This is a genomic window from Leadbetterella byssophila DSM 17132 (assembly GCF_000166395.1).
GTDB lineage: Bacteria > Bacteroidota > Bacteroidia > Cytophagales > Spirosomataceae > Leadbetterella > Leadbetterella byssophila.
Map to the genome: position 1 here is coordinate 3,871,571 of NC_014655.1, position 17,361 is coordinate 3,888,931.

Annotated in this window: 15 protein-coding genes; 8 read left to right on the forward strand and 7 right to left on the reverse strand. The window is 40.2% G+C overall.

The features are described 5' to 3' along the window. Positions 1–56: 56 nt before the first annotated feature. The 3 genes from LBYS_RS17190 to LBYS_RS17200 all read left to right on the forward strand — a co-directional run bounded on the left by LBYS_RS17190 (position 57) and on the right by LBYS_RS17200 (position 2,462). The gene (locus LBYS_RS17190; protein WP_013410113.1) at positions 57–620 is read left to right on the forward strand and encodes a hypothetical protein; all 564 of its coding nucleotides are present in this window, start codon (positions 57–59) and stop codon (positions 618–620) included. Positions 621–723: 103 nt separating this feature from the next. Next, positions 724–2,196, forward strand: coding sequence for a serine hydrolase domain-containing protein (locus LBYS_RS17195; protein ID WP_013410114.1), 1,473 nt, complete (start codon positions 724–726; stop codon positions 2,194–2,196). Further along, entirely contained in the window at positions 2,193–2,462 is a 270-nt protein-coding gene (locus tag LBYS_RS17200) for a YciI family protein (protein ID WP_013410115.1), read from the forward strand. Before LBYS_RS17195 ends, LBYS_RS17200 begins: the two co-directional genes overlap by 4 nt. Here LBYS_RS17200 and LBYS_RS17205 read toward each other — a convergent pair. Next, positions 2,452–3,249 carry an alpha/beta hydrolase gene (locus LBYS_RS17205; protein ID WP_013410116.1) on the reverse strand — a complete coding sequence of 266 codons (798 nt, stop codon included), beginning with the start codon at positions 3,247–3,249 and terminating at the stop codon, positions 2,452–2,454. The two genes, LBYS_RS17200 and LBYS_RS17205, sit on opposite strands and share 11 nt — an antisense overlap. A gap of 90 nt (positions 3,250–3,339) precedes the next feature. Further along, positions 3,340–4,932: a peptide chain release factor 3 gene (locus tag LBYS_RS17210; RefSeq protein WP_013410117.1), complete on the reverse strand. Its 1,593-nt coding sequence runs from the start codon at positions 4,930–4,932 to the stop codon at positions 3,340–3,342. A gap of 357 nt (positions 4,933–5,289) precedes the next feature. Here LBYS_RS17210 and LBYS_RS17215 point away from each other — a divergent pair, with 357 nt between their 5' ends. Continuing rightward, positions 5,290–5,640: a hypothetical protein gene (locus tag LBYS_RS17215; RefSeq protein ID WP_041823886.1), complete on the forward strand. Its 351-nt coding sequence runs from the start codon at positions 5,290–5,292 to the stop codon at positions 5,638–5,640. 22 nt (positions 5,641–5,662) lie between these two features. On the opposite strand, the gene miaA is transcribed toward LBYS_RS17215, so the two are convergent. Beyond that, complete coding sequence (gene miaA / locus LBYS_RS17220; RefSeq protein ID WP_013410118.1) at positions 5,663–6,571, reverse strand: tRNA (adenosine(37)-N6)-dimethylallyltransferase MiaA; 909 nt, start codon at positions 6,569–6,571, stop codon at positions 5,663–5,665. 53 nt (positions 6,572–6,624) lie between these two features. On the opposite strand from miaA, the gene LBYS_RS17225 reads away from it, so the two are divergent. Continuing rightward, complete coding sequence (locus tag LBYS_RS17225; RefSeq protein ID WP_013410119.1) at positions 6,625–7,227, forward strand: DUF4230 domain-containing protein; 603 nt, start codon at positions 6,625–6,627, stop codon at positions 7,225–7,227. Beyond that, positions 7,224–8,762: a hypothetical protein gene (locus LBYS_RS17230; protein ID WP_013410120.1), complete on the forward strand. Its 1,539-nt coding sequence runs from the start codon at positions 7,224–7,226 to the stop codon at positions 8,760–8,762. The genes LBYS_RS17225 and LBYS_RS17230 overlap by 4 nt, the downstream gene beginning before the upstream one ends. A 7-nt stretch (positions 8,763–8,769) precedes the next feature. Here the strand turns inward: LBYS_RS17230 and LBYS_RS17235 are convergent, their stop codons facing one another. From LBYS_RS17235 to hslU, 4 genes are all read right to left on the reverse strand, one after another. Then, positions 8,770–9,501: a GLPGLI family protein gene (locus LBYS_RS17235; RefSeq protein WP_041823889.1), complete on the reverse strand. Its 732-nt coding sequence runs from the start codon at positions 9,499–9,501 to the stop codon at positions 8,770–8,772. Next, the gene (locus tag LBYS_RS17240) at positions 9,489–12,320 is read right to left on the reverse strand and encodes an outer membrane beta-barrel protein (RefSeq protein WP_013410122.1); all 2,832 of its coding nucleotides are present in this window, start codon (positions 12,318–12,320) and stop codon (positions 9,489–9,491) included. The genes LBYS_RS17235 and LBYS_RS17240 overlap by 13 nt, the downstream gene beginning before the upstream one ends. A 175-nt stretch (positions 12,321–12,495) precedes the next feature. Then, positions 12,496–13,845 carry a hypothetical protein gene (locus tag LBYS_RS17245; RefSeq protein WP_013410124.1) on the reverse strand — a complete coding sequence of 450 codons (1,350 nt, stop codon included), beginning with the start codon at positions 13,843–13,845 and terminating at the stop codon, positions 12,496–12,498. A 67-nt stretch (positions 13,846–13,912) separates the two neighbouring features. After that, positions 13,913–15,280, reverse strand: coding sequence for an ATP-dependent protease ATPase subunit HslU (gene hslU, locus LBYS_RS17250; RefSeq protein ID WP_013410125.1), 1,368 nt, complete (start codon positions 15,278–15,280; stop codon positions 13,913–13,915). 157 nt (positions 15,281–15,437) lie between these two features. On the opposite strand from hslU, the gene rpe reads away from it, so the two are divergent. Further along, on the forward strand, positions 15,438–16,088 hold the full coding sequence (gene rpe / locus LBYS_RS17255; protein ID WP_013410126.1) for a ribulose-phosphate 3-epimerase: 651 nt from the start codon (positions 15,438–15,440) through the stop codon (positions 16,086–16,088). 8 nt (positions 16,089–16,096) lie between these two features. Further along, on the forward strand, positions 16,097–17,344 hold the full coding sequence (locus LBYS_RS17260; RefSeq protein ID WP_013410127.1) for an aminotransferase class I/II-fold pyridoxal phosphate-dependent enzyme: 1,248 nt from the start codon (positions 16,097–16,099) through the stop codon (positions 17,342–17,344). The last annotated feature ends 17 nt before the right edge of the window (positions 17,345–17,361 follow it).

The window sequence follows — 17,361 nt, forward strand, 5'->3', positions numbered from 1 at the left end:
TTTTTTATTGATACCTTTTAAAGGATTTGACGTCATAATAGAAATTTAAACTAAAAATGAAGAGAGTATTTTTATTTATGTTGCTCCTAGGAGCTTCACCAGTATTTGCACAAAATGCCTTGGAGGATGTGTTACAAAAAGCGGAAGGATTGATTAATTCAGGCTCAACTAAAGGTCTGGTAGATCTAGTAGGAGCTACGGCTAAAGCTGTGCAGAGTGAGGTTAGTTCTATGGATTCAGATACCAAATATCTTCTTTTATCTCAAGCAGACGCTTTGAAAGGTTTAGTTCCTTTAGCTTTAAGTGGAAAATTAGATCTAAGCTCTTTCTCAAATATTGTTAATAAGGTGAAGATTATTTTAGCTGCAAATCGATTAAAATCTGCCTTAAAAGGAGGGAAAAGTGGATTAGTGGAGCAGGCTCCTAAGGTCAGTAAGGCGCTAAATCTGATGAAAAACGGTGCGGAAGGCCTGGATTTAAAAAGTCTTACTAAACTCTCCAATTCTGCCATCAAGAAAGCTGATAAGTTAGACAAGGGTGGACTTTTCAAAAACTTACGCTTAAAGGCTACAGAAAAGAAATTGAATAAGATAGTAGATCTGGTAGGAGAAGTAATTTAAGTTATTCTTCCTGTGAGCCCCCAATAAGTGCGATACTTCTTGGGGGCTTTTTTTTATTCTTAGGGCTTAATTGTCTATTTTTGATCATTAACTCCTAACCTATATGAAAAGAATTCTGTTTTTTGTCTTGTTGGCTATTTCTGCGAGGGCTCAGTCCGTAGAAGAAAGAATAAAAGCCTTAGGTCCTGAATTGAATGCCCGATTAGACGCATTTAAGAAGAAGCAGAATCTAGCCAGCGTCTCCTATGCCATAGTCTATAATGGGAAGGTAGTACATCAGAATTTTGATGGTTTTATAGAGAAGGAAAGCAAAAGGCCTGCCACGGCTCAGTCGGTATACAGAATAGCTTCCATGTCTAAGAGCTTTGCCGGAGTGGCCGTTCTCCAATTAAGAGATGCAGGGAGATTGAAACTAGAAGATCCCGTTTACCAGTACATACCTGAATTAAGTGGCCAAAGTTATTCTTCTGATTCTCCCGATATTACCATTCGTCATTTGTTGACACATGCCGCAGGTTTTCCGGAAGATAATCCTTGGGGGGATAGGCAGTTGGGCATCAGTACAGAGGAAATGTTGGCTATGTTTAAGAAGGGTATTTCTTTCTCTACAGAGCCAGGACAAACATATGAATACAGTAATATGGCTTTTGCCATGTTAGGCTACATCATTTCTCAGGTGAGTGGACAAACCTACCAAGAGTATATACAAGAGCACATTTGGAATCCTTTAGGAATGAAGGATACCTATTGGGATTATACCAAGGTTCCTAAAGATCAGTTGGTACATGGCTATCGTTATTTTCAAGGTGATTTTGTAGCACAACCTATAGAAGGTGACGGAGCCTATGGAATAATGGGTGGCATATTGACTTCCACTGAAGACTTTTGCAAATATATGGCCTTTCATCAAGGGGCATATTTGGCTGAATTGGCTAAGCCTGGGATACTGAAGACATCCTCCCTTAGAGAGATGCATTTCCCATGGAACTTCAACAGTTTAAATAAGAGAGGATATAATGGTCAAGGTCAAGCCTGTGAAAACGTCTCTCATTATGGTTATGGCTTACGTTTAGATCAAAATTGTGAACAGATCAAGATGGTAGGTCATTCCGGTGGTTTGCCTGGATATGGTTCCGACTGGAAGATACTACCTCAATATGGCCTGGGTATTGTTACCTTAACGAATGGCACTTATGGCTCAGCCGCATTATTGAATAATGAGATTCTTCCATATATAGTGGCGAAGGCGCAGGTTCCTGCCACTTTACTGCCTGTTAGCCCAATCTTAAAACAGAGACAATCTGAGCTGATGTCTATACTCCCAGAGTGGAAGGAGGCCCCCATATTTGCCGTGAATTTCTTTGCCGACTATTATATAGAGGTCTTGAAAGAGGAGACAGGAAAGGTATTTAAGTCCATTGGTAAGATCAAAAAAGTGAATGAGATGGTGGCTGAAAATGCCTTGAGAGGATACTTTATAATAGAAGGAGAAAAAGGAAAAGCGAGAATAAGTTTTACCTTATCTCCAGAGAATCCACCTCTGATTCAAGCTTATACCATTCACTTATTACCATGAAGCATTTCATATTATTCTATACCACTGTAGAAGGGTATGTAGAGAAGAGAGCTCCGTATAGAGCGGAACATTTAGCTTTGGTCTTAGAATATAAAAAGGCCGGCCATATCGTCTTGGCCGGCGCTTTGAAAGATCCTGTAGATGGAGCGGTCTTAGTTTTTCATGTAGAAGATCCTGAAATCATTAAGGAATTTGTCAAAAAAGACCCTTATGTGATCCATGGATTGATTCCACGCTGGGATATCCGTGAGTGGACTACTGTTTGAAGAATCTGCTGAAATACAGCATTTGGTATTCAATGGCCACTTTCCAGTAATCTCCATTATGTACCCCTGGACGTTCCGTATAATCATGCGGAATGTTCATGTACAAAAGTTTCTCATGAAGGGCTTTATTTACGGCATAAAAGAAATCGCCCGTACCACAATCAATCATGATACTAAGTTTTCCCGGTTGGATTTTGTGCAATTGGTTAATGACGGTATGATTTTCCCAGTTTTCAGGTTTATCTGCTAATTCACCTAGGCTCTTTTTCATTTCCCAATTGTTCGGGAAAGGTCTGATATCCACTCCTCCGCTCATGGATCCACAGGCACCGAAAACATTTTGGTTACGAATTCCTAGCCAGAGTCCGCCATGTCCACCCATGCTTAGTCCGGTAACCGCCCTTCCGGAAGGGGATTTTTTCGTCTTATAAGTTTGGTCCATATAACCCACCAGCTCTTTGCTTACATAGGTTTCATAGCGCATAGACGGATTTTCGGGGCTGTCCCAATACCAAGAGTTTTGTCCGTCAGGACATACAATGATCATCTTGTAAAGACTAGCTAACTGAGGTAACTCCGGCTTGGTTTTGATCCATGAACTGTGATTTCCGCTATATCCATGCAGTAAGTATAATACCGGAAACTCTGATTCTTTATCATAGGAATCTGGCAAGATCACCACATTCTTAATGCTTTTGTTCATGGAAGCACTAGGAACTAGTACCGTGTCAACTTTCTGTGCTTGTACGTAAAAGGAAATGAACAGGAGTAGAAGAATTCTTTTCATAGTTTAAGGTTAGTCTATTAATATAAAACAAAGAATTTCAGTGTTTTAGTTCTATAAAAAAAAAGGAAAACTCCCATGAAGGGAGTTTTTTTAAGCGCCTTGTAATTTGAATTCAGAGGTAGTGTGGAACTCAATGTCCGGATTATTCTCCTTATTCATTCTTAATATCCAATCTGTCTCCGCTAGGAATACTGGATTTTCGTCTTTGTCATAGGCTATATAATTCGATTTCAAGCGGATGAACTCTGCAAGCTTAGCAGGATCTTCTGAGGTGATCCAGCACGCCTTACTATAAGGTCTGGCTTCGAATCTACAAGATGCACCGTATTCGTTCAATAAACGGTACTGTATAACCTCAAACTGAAGTTCACCTACGGTACCAATGACCTTTCTATTACCTGGCTGCAAAGTAAATAGCTGGGCCACTCCTTCTTCGGCCAGTTGGGAAACTCCTTTGTCCAACTGTTTTGCTTTTAAAGGGTCAGTATTTACTACCTCACGGAATAATTCAGGGGAGAAGCTTGGAATACCTGTGAAGTACATGGATTCACCCTCAGTAAGGGTATCCCCAATCTTAAAGTTACCTGTGTCATAAAGGCCTACTACATCTCCCGGATAACCTTCCTCAACTACTTCTTTACTATCTGCCATAAACATGTATGGGTTAGAGAAGCGAAGGTCTTTGTTCAGTCTCACATGTTTATAGAATTTGCCTCTCTCAAAGGTACCTGAACAGATTCTTAAGAATGCAATTCTATCTCTGTGTCTAGGGTCAATGTTAGCGTGGATTTTAAAGATAAAACCTGAGAATTTTTTCTCTGTAGGTTCTACCTTCCTCACGTTTGTCATACGGGCTATAGGAGCAGGGCTAATTTGGCAGAATGTATCCAATAATTCTTTGATACCAAAGCTGTTTACTGCAGAACCAAAGAAAACCGGAGCCACGTGTCCACCTAAATATTCTTCCTGATTAAAACTATCATAGATGGTATTGATCATTTCTACGTCTTCTCTTAATTGAGAAGCGTCTTTGTCTCCTACACTATTTTCAAGTTCTTCGGAATCCAAAGGGATAGCTTTAACATCATCTTCCAGTTTCGTTTTGTTCACTTTGAAGTAGTTCATTTTTTCTTCCAAAAGGTGATAGACACCCTTCAAACTACTTCCACCATTAACGGGCCAAGTGATAGGTCTTACCTTGATGCTTAGTTTTTGTTCTAATTCATCCAGCAAATCAAAGGGATCCTTTCCTTCTCGGTCCATCTTATTCACGAATACGATTACCGGAGTGTCTCGCATCCTACAAACTTCCATTAATTTTTCCGTTTGTTCCTCAACCCCTTTTACACAGTCTATGACAAGGATAACGCTGTCTACGGCGGTCAGGGTACGATATGTGTCTTCAGCGAAGTCTTTGTGACCAGGAGTGTCCAGGATATTGATCTTTCTGCCACCGTATTCAAAGGTCATTACGGAGGTGGCTACAGAGATACCTCTCTGCTTCTCAATCTCCATAAAGTCAGAAGTGGCGGTCTTTTTGATCTTGTTGGATTTCACAGCACCCGCACTCTGAATAGCTCCACCAAAGAGGAGAAGTTTTTCAGTTAGGGTGGTTTTACCAGCATCCGGGTGGGCTATGATGGCGAAGGTCCGCCTTTTTTCTATTTCAGATATAAATGTCACTTACGGAAAATTAATCTGCAAAATTACGAAAAACTTCTGTTCGGCTATAAGTAGCTGATGAGGAATATGAACGTGTGCACCAGATTATACCTGAAAATGCATTTTAAGTTGATTTTAATCTATCTAAAAGAGAGAAGAGAAAGCTTTGAATTTAAAGTTATAATCTGCTGAAAAATAGTTATATGTATAAATAAAGCGAAATTAAAAGGGGATTTAAAAATGGGTATTTAGAAGCCTTTTTTTATTTTGTTTTAATGTTGTATTAAGGTAAAATTAATGTAAAATATTAAATATCAGCATTTTAATGGGCGTTTCCATACTGAAAACATATTTAATAAACATAACTTATTTAAGATCATGAAAAGAGTATCAGTTTTAGTGGCCATGTTGTTATTAGGTACAGCCAGTTTTGCGTACCAAGTACCTGCAGAAAAATCAGTAATAGTGATTGTAAATGACGATTTAGTTGGGGAGTATCAGTTTGAAGGAGATTCTCCTGTGAAGAGTCTTAAGATAGAAAAAAGTGGAGAAAGCTTGATTGGAAAAACAGAAACCGGTCAGTCCGAGCTAGTGGCAACAGATAAAAAGGACACTTACTCTTTTAAGGATTACGGTGGTACTCTTACCTTCAAAAGAGATGAGTCCGGCGCGGTTACAGGAGTAACTTTAACTGTTGAAAATAATTCCTTTGACGGTAAGAAGAAATAACTCCTGAAGAAAGTCTTCTCTGCTAATTGTGGAGAAGACTTTTCTCTATATATTCATTTATACCTTCCTCATCATCAGCATGAAACCAGGTAAACTGGTCCTGGTTCTTAAACCAAGTCAACTGCCTTTTGGCATATCTTCGGGTATTTCTTTTTAAAAGTTCGATACTTTTTTCCCAAGTCGTTATCCCATCTAAATAATCAAAGATTTCCTTATAACCCACTGTTTGAAGTGCGTAGGAGTTTCTGAATGGCATAAGCTTCTTAACCTCATCCAAAAGTCCCTGCTGAACCATTAGGTCCACTCTTTGATTTATTCTGGAATAGAGCTCTTCTCGGTCTCTCTCGATGCCAATTTTTATAGTATGGTAGGGTAAAACCTTATCTGCTCCCGTCCGAAAAGACGAAAAGGGCTTACCTGTAGAAATACACACTTCCAGTGCTCGCACCACCCTTTGCGGATTTTGGATCTCTATTTTCTTACTGCCTTCCGGATCTAGGACCTGAAGTTCTTTTTGTAGTACTTCTAAACCCTCCGTTCTTAGTCGGCTCATCAGCTCATCCCGAAGTTCTTGAGGCGCGTCAGGCATGTCATCTAATCCATACAGTGCGGCTTTCACAAATAGTCCTGTTCCTCCACTCAATAGGCCAATGGAATTCTTTTGGAAGTATTCTTCAAGTTTTTGATCTAATTGTCTTTCAAAGTCTCCTGCAGTGAAGTTTTGGGTAATGGGGTGAGAGTCTATAAAGTGGTGTTTAACTCCCTCTATTTCCTCGGGAGTGGGCTTGGCGGTACCTATGCTCATCTCTTTGTATAGCTGGCGAGAATCTGCGGAGAAGATTTCAGCCTTCCATTTTTTGGCAAGTCTAACACTTAGAGCCGTTTTCCCCACGGCCGTGGGTCCTACAAGTACTACCAGATTCGCTTTCACCAATTGCCCATTTTAACGCAAAATTATATAAGTTTGTGTGAAATAAGAGTAGAATGATTGACTTTGCCGTATTTGTTGTAGCCTTGGGGGTAGGTTCTATAGCTGCCTGGCAAGTGTTTCATTGGATATATGGCAAGAAACTTCTTAGCGATAAGAAGGAGAATATTAGGGTAGAAGCGAATATTCTCTTAGAAAAGATAGAGCAAGTGTTCAAAGTGGTTCTTGCAGAAGGCTACTTTACCGAAATCTATGATCATAATGCAAAAAAGGATTTTTGGGGCCTATTCAAAACTACTAATAAGGCCCTGATCATCGTTAAAGCGAAGGTTTCAGTGGGTTACGATTTCAGTAAAATGAAGTTCCGTAGGGATGCAGATACCAGAAGACTTATCATTGAGGGTTTTGCTCCTGCTGAAGTACTCGCAGTGGATACAGATTATAAGTTTTACGATATAAACCAGGGCTTTGTCAATCCCATGAAACATGAGGATTATAATGCTCTACTTGCTGAGGCTAAGGCTATGATTAAGACCAAAGCGGAGGGAAGTGATTTACCGGTGATCGCAGCTAACCAACTCCAATTGATGATGCGCCAGTTGGCCTCCAGTATGAAATGGGAATTGGAAATGTTACCAGAAGCTAAAGAAGAAATATGAGATCCCAAATTGACTTATGGATGACTCGTTTGAGTTATCTCTATATAGTATTGCCTTTTCTGTTATTTGCATTTTTATGGCTGAATCTGTTCTCCGCTTTGATATTCGGAGGTACCGTGTTAGTAAGTTTGATTCTGGCTTGGAAGCGCATAGACCCATGGATGTTAGTACGACTGAAAAGAGGAAGGACTTTTTGGGTAATCGTGATGGTTATTTTTATTGTCTTCTTTTCGGGGATAGGTTCATATACCTACCAAAATGAGGATTTTCCTTATAGAAATGCCATGTTTAATGACTTGATGAGCTACCCTTGGCCGGTCATGTATCATGTGGAAGGTTTTGAAGGACACTTCCTGAATGGTAAGGATACCCTCATGACCTACTACCTGGGTTATTATCTTCCGGCGGCCTTGGTAGGTAAGATCTTTGGGCCTGCAGCAGGGCATTTTGCCCTTTTCCTTTGGGCTGTCTTAGGTGTTTTGATTACCCTATACTTAATAGCCAAATACTTGCAAAAGTTCTCCTTAGCTGTGGTCTTTATGTTCTTTGCCTGGGGTACCCTATTTTTTATCGGTGCTTTGATCAAGTATCCCGTAGAGAAGTTTGGAACAGAAGGGAATTACCTATGGGCAGGCATGCGCTTGTACGCCAATAGTAACTTGGGGTCCATCTATTGGATCTTTAATCAGTCGCTTACCGCATGGCCCATCATGTTATTGATCTTGAATAAGATTCCTCTCAAGAATTCTATCTTTATCTATAGCTTTTGCTTGTTCTTAAGTCCGTTCTGCTTTGTGGGCTTCCTACCATTCTTTTTGTATTATTTGTTACTGCATTACAGACAAGGGCGAGATCTGCAAGAATTCGTAAAATCCTGTTTTAGTTTCCAGAATGTTTTAGGGGCATTAGCGGTTGTGGCCCTGACCTATTTCTATTTGCAGAGTAATAAGGCAGGTCAGAAATTCCATTATATACCATTCTCCTCCTTAAAGGTCTTTGTGGCCTTTATGGCCTTATCATGGGGAATTGTAGCTCTGATTTTATTTCCAAAATTTCGTAATGAACCTCTGTACTGGATTTCTGTAGCTATTTTGATACCTTTGCCGTTTTTCCAGCAAGGGAATGGAATGGATTTTCCGGGAAGAGTTTCTATGCCGGCGTTCTTGGTCATGCTACTATTAGCCATGAGATTGGTACTTGAGGAGAAAAGATCGCTCACCAGAAAAGCAATGGTGGCTTATTTTGTAGTGGCAGGGGTGGCGCATTTTATTTTCGAGACCGGCATTTCCATGTGGAAGACAGGGGTGGCTAATCTCAGTTATAGGACTAATTTACATGAGGTTTTGATGCAGTCAGAGAATCCTGAATATAGAGCTTTTGGTGAAGAATTAAAGGAGATGAGAAATAAGCAAGTTTTGATCCGGGATCCATTTAAGACCATTACTCATCCTTCAAATCCTGTGATATGGAATTATATGGCAGATACGGAAGGGTCTTTCTTCTATGAAAATTTGGCAAAAAAAAGAGAACCCTGAGGTTCTCTTAATATCTCAAGCCCCAGGGGGCTTCTCTTAATTTCTCACTGTCTTTGATGTACTTGTCTAGCGCTGCCAGATAGTCAGTGCGTCGTAGTATTTTGCCTTTGGTTTTCTTCGGCAATGGAGGAAGGATTTGATTGGGATCTAGACTTACCTTAGTTGCCTGAAATACTATTGTGCCATTATCTACATCCACTTCCAGGATGGCACCCGGTAGTCCCAGGAAGTCATCTGGGCCTACACCCACCGGTATATCTGTGGTAAACCAGGCTTGGATCTCTACATTACGTTGAGGGTCAAAGGTCGTTGCCAGCATACATAAATAACCTGCAACCTCCTTGATTTCTGATTTAATCTTCCATGGATATGTGTATAGTGAATCTTCTACTTGATATACTTTCCCGGCTATCAATTGGGTTTCTTTTACGGTGTTCTTCGTGAAATCTCTCCAAACTTCATAGTCTACCTTTTGCCAGGAACTACCTCTCTCGTCTTGGTCTTTACCGTAATGTGATCCCTGAGCAGTAAATCTCAATTGCATTTTTTGAGTAGAATGAGGGTCGTTTTTCCAGGTCAAGCTAGCTCTCGATTTCTCTTCATTGGTGAGGTATTTGTTGTTTTGAAAAAACTTGATCCAGTCCTTTGTAACGGTATAATTGATCGTTCCTGCTGTTTTCTGGGCCAAGCTTGGAAGTGCCAAGAGGCACAATATTATGATTCTAATTAATCTTCCCATCTGTTTCTTTTGATTTGAGTTTTCATTCCACGGATATTAAAGGAGTAGCTCAGCATGTAGTATCTGGATAACATGGAGGTATTAGTATAAGAAACTTCGTTTGCGCTAGCCGACTGGCTGACACCTAGATTTCTGTTAAATACATCATGTGCTGTCAAACGTATTTCGTGCTGATTTTTCTTGCCAAAGATTTTATAGGCACTAAATCCTAAGATCGGTAAGTGCTGTTCTAAGTTGATTCTTTCGTTCTTTTGGAAAGTATAGTTAAATAATGAGGTGATGAAATACTTATTGGGCAATTGGAAGCTAAGATCAGAATTGAAACTTTGGGCGTAATACTTCTGGTTTTGTTGTTTGAAAATAGAATAATTGGTTTTGGAATGTGAAGTATTGTAGCCCACGAACCAAGCCATCCAAGGTGCAGGAGTGAAATTAAGTCCCGTACTTATACCCACTGAGGTAAATTGGTTCGTATTAAGCACCTCGTTGATATATAGAGGTGATTTCCCTGCATTTCCATACAGACTTAAATCCGCCATCAATTTAGTTTTCTTGATCGGAAAATTAAGTCCTAAATGAAAGTTATAGTTATCTCCACCATTCTTGATGTTTGAAGTCGAAGAGTATGTAACTAAATCTTCTCGTACTTCTCTGTTATAGACAATTCGATCCCTATAGTTTCTATAAGACCCAAAAGCAAAAAGGGAAAAGAAGCTTATGTCATTGAAGTAGGTATAGTTGGCCGTTATTTCCCTCGTAGTGGAAGGTTTTAAGTCCGGGTTACCCGTACTAATAAACATTGGGTTAGAGTTGTCAATAAACGGCATTAGTTGCGCTAGAGTAGGGGCTGACTGCTTCACGTTTGCACCTAAATGGAATCGGGAATTGTTAGAGATACTGTATCTAAAAGAGGCAGTTGGAAGTAGTTTAAAGAAGTTTTTACCAATTCGCGTATGAAGTTTTCCTCCTTCAGCAGATAAGACTTCACCGTTTAGAGATAGGTTTTGGGCTGCTAGACCAAACATGGCAAAAGTGCCTTTGTTTGTATATTTAATGGATGATCCTACTCTTTGAAGATCTAGTTCATTATCAAAAAATACGCTTAGATCTTCGTTTCTGTTAGCTATATTTTGCAAAGGTGGAGAGTAGATGTTTCTGTCTGTACTTTGCCAGTTCTTAGAGATATTTGCAAAAATATCCCATGTCACTGTCTTAGAAATAGGTTCATTATAGAGTAAGGAACTTTTTAAGATGGTGGATTTAGTTAATCCAAGGGAAAGCTGGTTCAGTCTGACACTGTTTGAGTCTAGGATAGGGAAGTTTTCTCCACCTACCACATATTGTTGAAATGCAGATTGCTGAAGTGCTTCATTGTCATTATAGTCTAATTTATATGTTCCGGACCAGAGAAACGAGCGACCTACTTTTTTAAATTTATTTCTGAACAGGACGGACGATTCTAATGCTGATGTTGTCCCTAAAGAAGTAGAATATGGATTTTGGTCCCGGAAACGCTCATTTTGAAGGTTAAAGTATTGTTGCTTTACATCAGATATATTGTCTCTATCTGCCAGTCTACCATTGGCGTATGCTATCAAGGTTCTCAATGAATCCAGCTCTCTTTCATAACGTACGCTCATACGGTGATTACCTATAGCATTTTTGTAAAATTCTTGGCTTGAAACATTGTATTGTGTGGTTGGCAAAAAGATGTTTCTAAAGCGTTCTTGTTTGAGCTGTTGTTCAGATTTATTGTAAAAGTAATTGGAACTTATTTTATCTTTCTTGGTGTCATAGTTATAGTTGATTCCACCTGCAAAGTTCTTTGACTGGCCTCTGTCTGGTCCCCAAGATTGTGGGACTCCCAGACCTTCTCCGCCACCACCTTCCATGAAGATGATCATATCTCCAGTGGAAAATCCAAAATCCACATTGTCTCCCCAGTTGTAGGATTGGCTTCCTTTGAAGTCTTGGTAATCATTACTAGATAGGCCGGATTGGTTAATGTTGTTCCCAAAACCTATGATAGAAAACTGATTCTTGTCGTCAAATCTATTATAGTTCCCTTTCGCCATTAAGCGGTCTTCTGTACCTACTCCGGCAGTTAATTTCCCAAAGGCTCCTTTTTTATATTCGTCTTTGAGTTCTAGGTTTAAGGTTTTTTCCGTTTGGCCGTCTGCTACTCCGGTTAATTTGGACTGTTCTGAAGTATCATTATAGACCTGTACCTTACTTATGGCCTCTGAGGGTAGGTTCTTTGTAGCCGCTTTAGGATCACTTCCGAAGAATCGTTTTCCTCCCACCATGACCTTGGTGATGTTTTCTCCCTGAGCCTTGATGTTTCCATCACTGTCTACTTGAAAACCGGGTAATCTGCGTAGAAGATCTTCTACGGTAGATCCGGGGGGAACTTTAAATTTACTGGCATCATACTCCACGGTATCTCCTTTGAAGCTCATAGGAGCCTTTGCAGTCTTGATTACTACTTCATAAAGTTCTTTATCTATGGGTTTAAGCTTTAAAGCGCCAAGGTCTACTGTCAACTTATTAGGGTCAAAGGGGATGGTTTCCTTATAAGGCAGAAAACCTATAAAGGTGGCTTGTAGAACCACATCTCCTTTCTTTACACCTTTGAATTCAAACTGGCCTGCTGCATCTGTTCTTCCAAAGGTAAGCATGGTGGAATCACTGGGATTTAGTAGAAAAATAGTAGCGAACTCTAGGGGGGCATTTGTGGTATCCACTAAACTGCCCTTGATGGTATAGGATTGGGAATAACCTTGGTAGAAAAGTAATAAAAGAAAAAATAGCTTTTTCATAAATGGGTTTTTAGTTGGTAAAGTCCGTAAATGTATGGTCGTTATATGGGTACAAAACTATATCTATTCAAAGGGTTCGTGAAGAAATGGGATGAAAGTACGGTTTTATGGTACCAAGTAACACCTTTAAAGATGTAAACTCTTGCTTAAACGTTGCAGGTAAGCTAATTATTTTTTAATCCAGCTTAAGGAAGGATCTGAAATTAATCACGGGGTAGAGGAATGCTACCACCAGGCCTATGTTCAGATATACAGATACTAACTTAACTACCTTGTTAATTTTTAGGTAGTTTTCTAGTTCAGGGGTGAGGATATAAAAGTAAAATACAGGAAGCATGCAGATGAGAAAACTCATCAATATCCTATAGGCTAAAGTGCTCTTTAAAGATAGGAATATTCCTATGGCGGATACTACCGGAATAATAATGAGAGAAAGGATTAATGGAGATTTTATATTTCCGTGTGATTGTGGGATATTCAGAATGATTTGGAAGGTTTCAAAAGCACTGTAGATCAAAATTACCAGAACTACTAATGCCACTAGTCTTTTGGGAGAATAGCCAAGGCCAAAGATAGCTTTAATGTACCGTGGAGGCAGGATGATCAGAATGGCCATTGCAGCTACGTCTACAAAGGGCAAGAAAAAGAAAGGATATAGCCAGTTGGAATGCCCTACTTTGTCGTAAAAATACATCGTCATGTACTTTCTAAAATACAGGGTACAAATGACCAGGTAACCTAGAAAGCCTAATGCGTTTAAGAATAGGCCTATCTTATTACTGAATAGGGGCAATGAGGTATTACCTAAAAGCGCTATGATCAATGATCCTGCAAACCAATAGATCAAGGTCTTGAATACGATGAATACCAAGAGAAATGCCCCTTTATTAAGTGGCATCTGTACGTGCAGTCTCCAGGATCTAAAGGCGAAGAATTGGTGTCCAATCTCAAAAAAAAGTATAGCAAATCCCGCCCAAAAAAGGGATTTAACCAAGGCGAGGCCGCCGTCAATATGGATATTGTTCTCAAGATCCAGCAACCAAAAATCTTTGGTGAAAAAGGTTTTTAAGAGGGATAAGTTTCCGGTGAAGCCATTCGCAATTTCCAAATTAATCAAGGGTATAAAAGCCATCATAAATGGAAGGAAGATTTGACCCGGTGATTTTTTTAGAAATAAGAAGATCAAAAAAGGGATGAAGTACAATATTCCTTTAATGATAAGATTGTCGTAATCTAAAGGAATGAGTGAGCCCTCTATAAAGTCAGGAAGAGTAGTAAAGAAGATGGTAATAATGGCCATCAAAACTACTTTACCATAGGAGTCGAGAGATTTTCTAAAGTAGATCCAGAATAAGATCCAGTCAAAAGATTCAAAGCCTGCAGTAAAGATCCCTCCTTGGAAGTTGCCCCATGTGCCCACATTCCAGGATTGGTATAGATAGTCCTGAAGGAGATTCTTCAAGAAGATGAGAAGCACAAGAACCAAGAATTCCAGAAGTACGCCAAACCTCTTACTAAAGGCCATGAATTTTGTACAATTTTCCGCAAACCTACAAAAAAAGCCGGAGTTATTTTACTCCGGCTCTTCCTGTTTACAAGATGTATTGACTTAAGTCCTTGTTTTTGATAAGGTTACTTAGTTTCTGACGAACCAGCTCTTTGCCTATGCTCAAAGTGGTGCCAGGAGCTATTCTTTCCGGAACATCAAAGAGTATATCATTTAGAAGCAGAGACATAACCGTTTGGAGTCGTCTGGCCCCAATATTCTCCATCTCGGTATTGGCCTGATAGGCTATGGAGGCCAGTTCTTTCAGTGCGTCTTCTTCGAATTGCAGTTGGATATCTTCCGCCTCCAACATGGCCTGGTACTGCTTGGTTAAAGCATTCTTTGGAGCTTTAAGGATCTGGAGGAAGTTCTCTTCGGTGAGAGATTCAAGTTCCACACGGATAGGGAATCTACCTTGAAGTTCCGGGATGAGGTCAGATGGTTTGGAGACATGGAAGGCCCCAGCGGCTATGAACAAGATATGGTCAGTCTTGATGGCTCCGTGTTTCGTATTCACTGTGCTTCCCTCTACGATAGGCAGAAGGTCCCTTTGAACCCCCTCTCTACTCACGTCAGGGCCTGCTTTGCTACCGGATGAGGCCACTTTGTCAATCTCATCTATAAAGATGATTCCTAAGTTTTCTGCTTTCCAAATGGCTTCCTCTTTTACTTCATCCATATCAATCAGTTTAGAAGATTCCTCTTCTAACATGATTTTTTGAGCTTCCTCTATACTGACTTTTCGCTTCTTTTTGTTCTTAGGCATGAGTCCACCTATCATCTCCTGAATGTTCATCATAGAGACTTCATCAATGGGTCCGCCCATAACACCTATGGGAGCGGCAGAGGTTTGAGCTATATCAATTTCAATTTTTCTGTGGTTTAGCTCACCTTTTTTAAGTTTTTGTCGGAACGCTTCCCTAGTCTCTTGATTTAATTCATATTCAGACTTACCATCCTGCAATACTTCTGAGGCTTTATGTGTAACGGGAGGGATGAGGATATTGAGGATCTTATCTTCCACAGCTTCTTGGGCTTTGATCTTGACCTCTTCTTTTTTGGCGGCTTTGACCATGTTGATGCTTTGCTCCACCAAATCTCTTACCATACTTTCTACGTCTCTACCCACATATCCTACTTCAGTGAACTTAGAAGCTTCTACTTTTGTGAAGGGAGCTTCAGCTATTTTGGCTAATCTACGGGCTATCTCTGTTTTACCTACTCCGGTGGAACCTATCATCAAGATATTATTCGGAATGATCTCTGCTTGCATTTCAGGTGAGGCATTCATACGTCTCCAGCGGTTACGTAATGCTATAGCCACATTCTTTTTTGCCTCTGTTTGACCAATGATGTATTTGTCCAATTCCGCCACAATCTGGCCGGGAGTAAGGTTGTCTATCTTTTTTGTCATAATTTCTTCCTGCAAGTTCAGGGTTAATAATAATAACGCTGGGTATTGTTCTATGGTTTCTTAGCGTTTGCAAATTTAGTAGTTAAGGCACTAATCTGCTCAAATGCTTTTATTTCCTTTAATAATTTGCGAAATTTACCGCGGTAAATTTTTTGATATGCCCATTATAGCGCCGTCTGTCTTGGCGGCAGATTTTGCAAACTTACAGAGGGACGTAGAGCTGGTGAATGCTTCTGCGGCCGACTGGTTCCACATTGACATCATGGACGGGGTATTCGTCCCTAATCTAAGTTTTGGTGTACCTGTAACTGAGGCCATTGCGAAACATGCAAAGAAGCCTTTAGACGTGCATTTGATGATTGTTCAGCCCGAAAGATACATTGAGACATTTGCGAAGGCCGGAGCATCTTATATCACTGTGCATTGGGAAGCTTGCACACACATACATAGAACCTTGGCACAGATTAAAGAGGCCGGTTGTAAAGCGGGAGTAGTTTTGAACCCCGGCACACCCATTTCCGTGCTAGATGATGTTTTAGAAGATGCAGACATGATATTATTGATGTCAGTGAACCCGGGTTTTGGTGGACAGAAATTCATTGAGAATACTCTGGCTAAAACCTCCCGACTAAAAGACATGATCTTGAGGAAGAATTCAAAAGCTCTCATAGAAATTGATGGGGGAGTGAATTTGGAGACCGGTGCCAGATTAGTTCAGGCAGGAGCTGATGCTTTAGTAGCAGGTAGTTTTGTCTTCAATGCCGCAGATCCAAAACAAGTTATTTCAGAATTAAAAGTGTTAAATTAAATACATAGATGGCAGCAGATATTTTTGAGAAAGTGGTGAAAAATATGGGGCCTATTGGTTCTCACGCGCATTATTCGCATCATTATTATTCATTTCCTAAACTTTCAGGTGAACTAGGACCTTACATGACCTTTAATGGCAAAAGGATGCTGAACTGGTCATTGAATAATTACCTAGGTTTAGCTAACCATCCAGAGGTGAGAGAGGCAGATGCACAAGCTGCTGCTGAATACGGTCTGGCGTACCCTATGGGTGCTCGTATGATGACCGGTAATACGGATCTACACGAAGAATTTGAAGGCCAATTGGCAGAGTTCGTAGGGAAAGAAGATGCTTTTCTGTTGAACTACGGATATCAAGGTTTCATGTCAGCTATAGAAGCTTTGGTGGGTATCCATGATATCATTGTTTATGATGCTGAATCTCATGCTTGTTTGATTGACGGTGTACGTCTTCATCGTGCGAAAGGAGGTAAATCTTATACCTTTAAGCACAATGACATGGAGAGTTTAGAGAAGAACTTAATCCGTGCTACTAAGATGGCGGAAGAAACCGGAGGTGGTATCATGGTTATCACTGAAGGTGTTTTCGGTATGTCCGGTGCTGTAGGTTCCTTGGATAAGATTGTTGAGTTAAAGAAAAAATATAACTTCCGTTTGCTCGTAGATGATGCGCATGGATTCGGTACTATGGGTAAAACCGGTGCAGGTGTTCCTGAGCATTTCGGAGTGCAAAAAGAGGTGGACGTATTGTTCTGTACATTTGCTAAATCCATGGCGGCTATAGGTGCATTCGTAGCTTCTACAAAAGAAGTGATCATGTACTTGAAATACAACATGCGTTCCCAAACCTATGCTAAGGCTCTACCTATGCCATTTGTGAAAGCAGGTATGAAAAGATTAGAGTTAATCAAAAAGCATCCTGAATACAAAGATAAGCTTTGGGAGATTGTTAGAGCTCTGCAAAATGGTTTCCGTGAACGCGGATTCGATATAGGTGTGACTACTTCACCTGTAACTCCGGTGTTCCTTCATGGAGAATATGATCTTCCTGTAGTTACGAACTTGATCAGAGACTTGAGAGAGAACATGGGTATCTTCTGTTCCATTATTGTGTATCCTGTGGTGCCTAAAGGAGTGATCTTGCTGAGAGTTATTCCTACTGCAGCTCATAAACTTGAAGATGTGGAATATACCATGAAGCATTTCGAGATTGTGAAGGAGAAATTGACCACTGGACAGTACAAAAACGCCTAATTCAGGCGTTTTTGAGG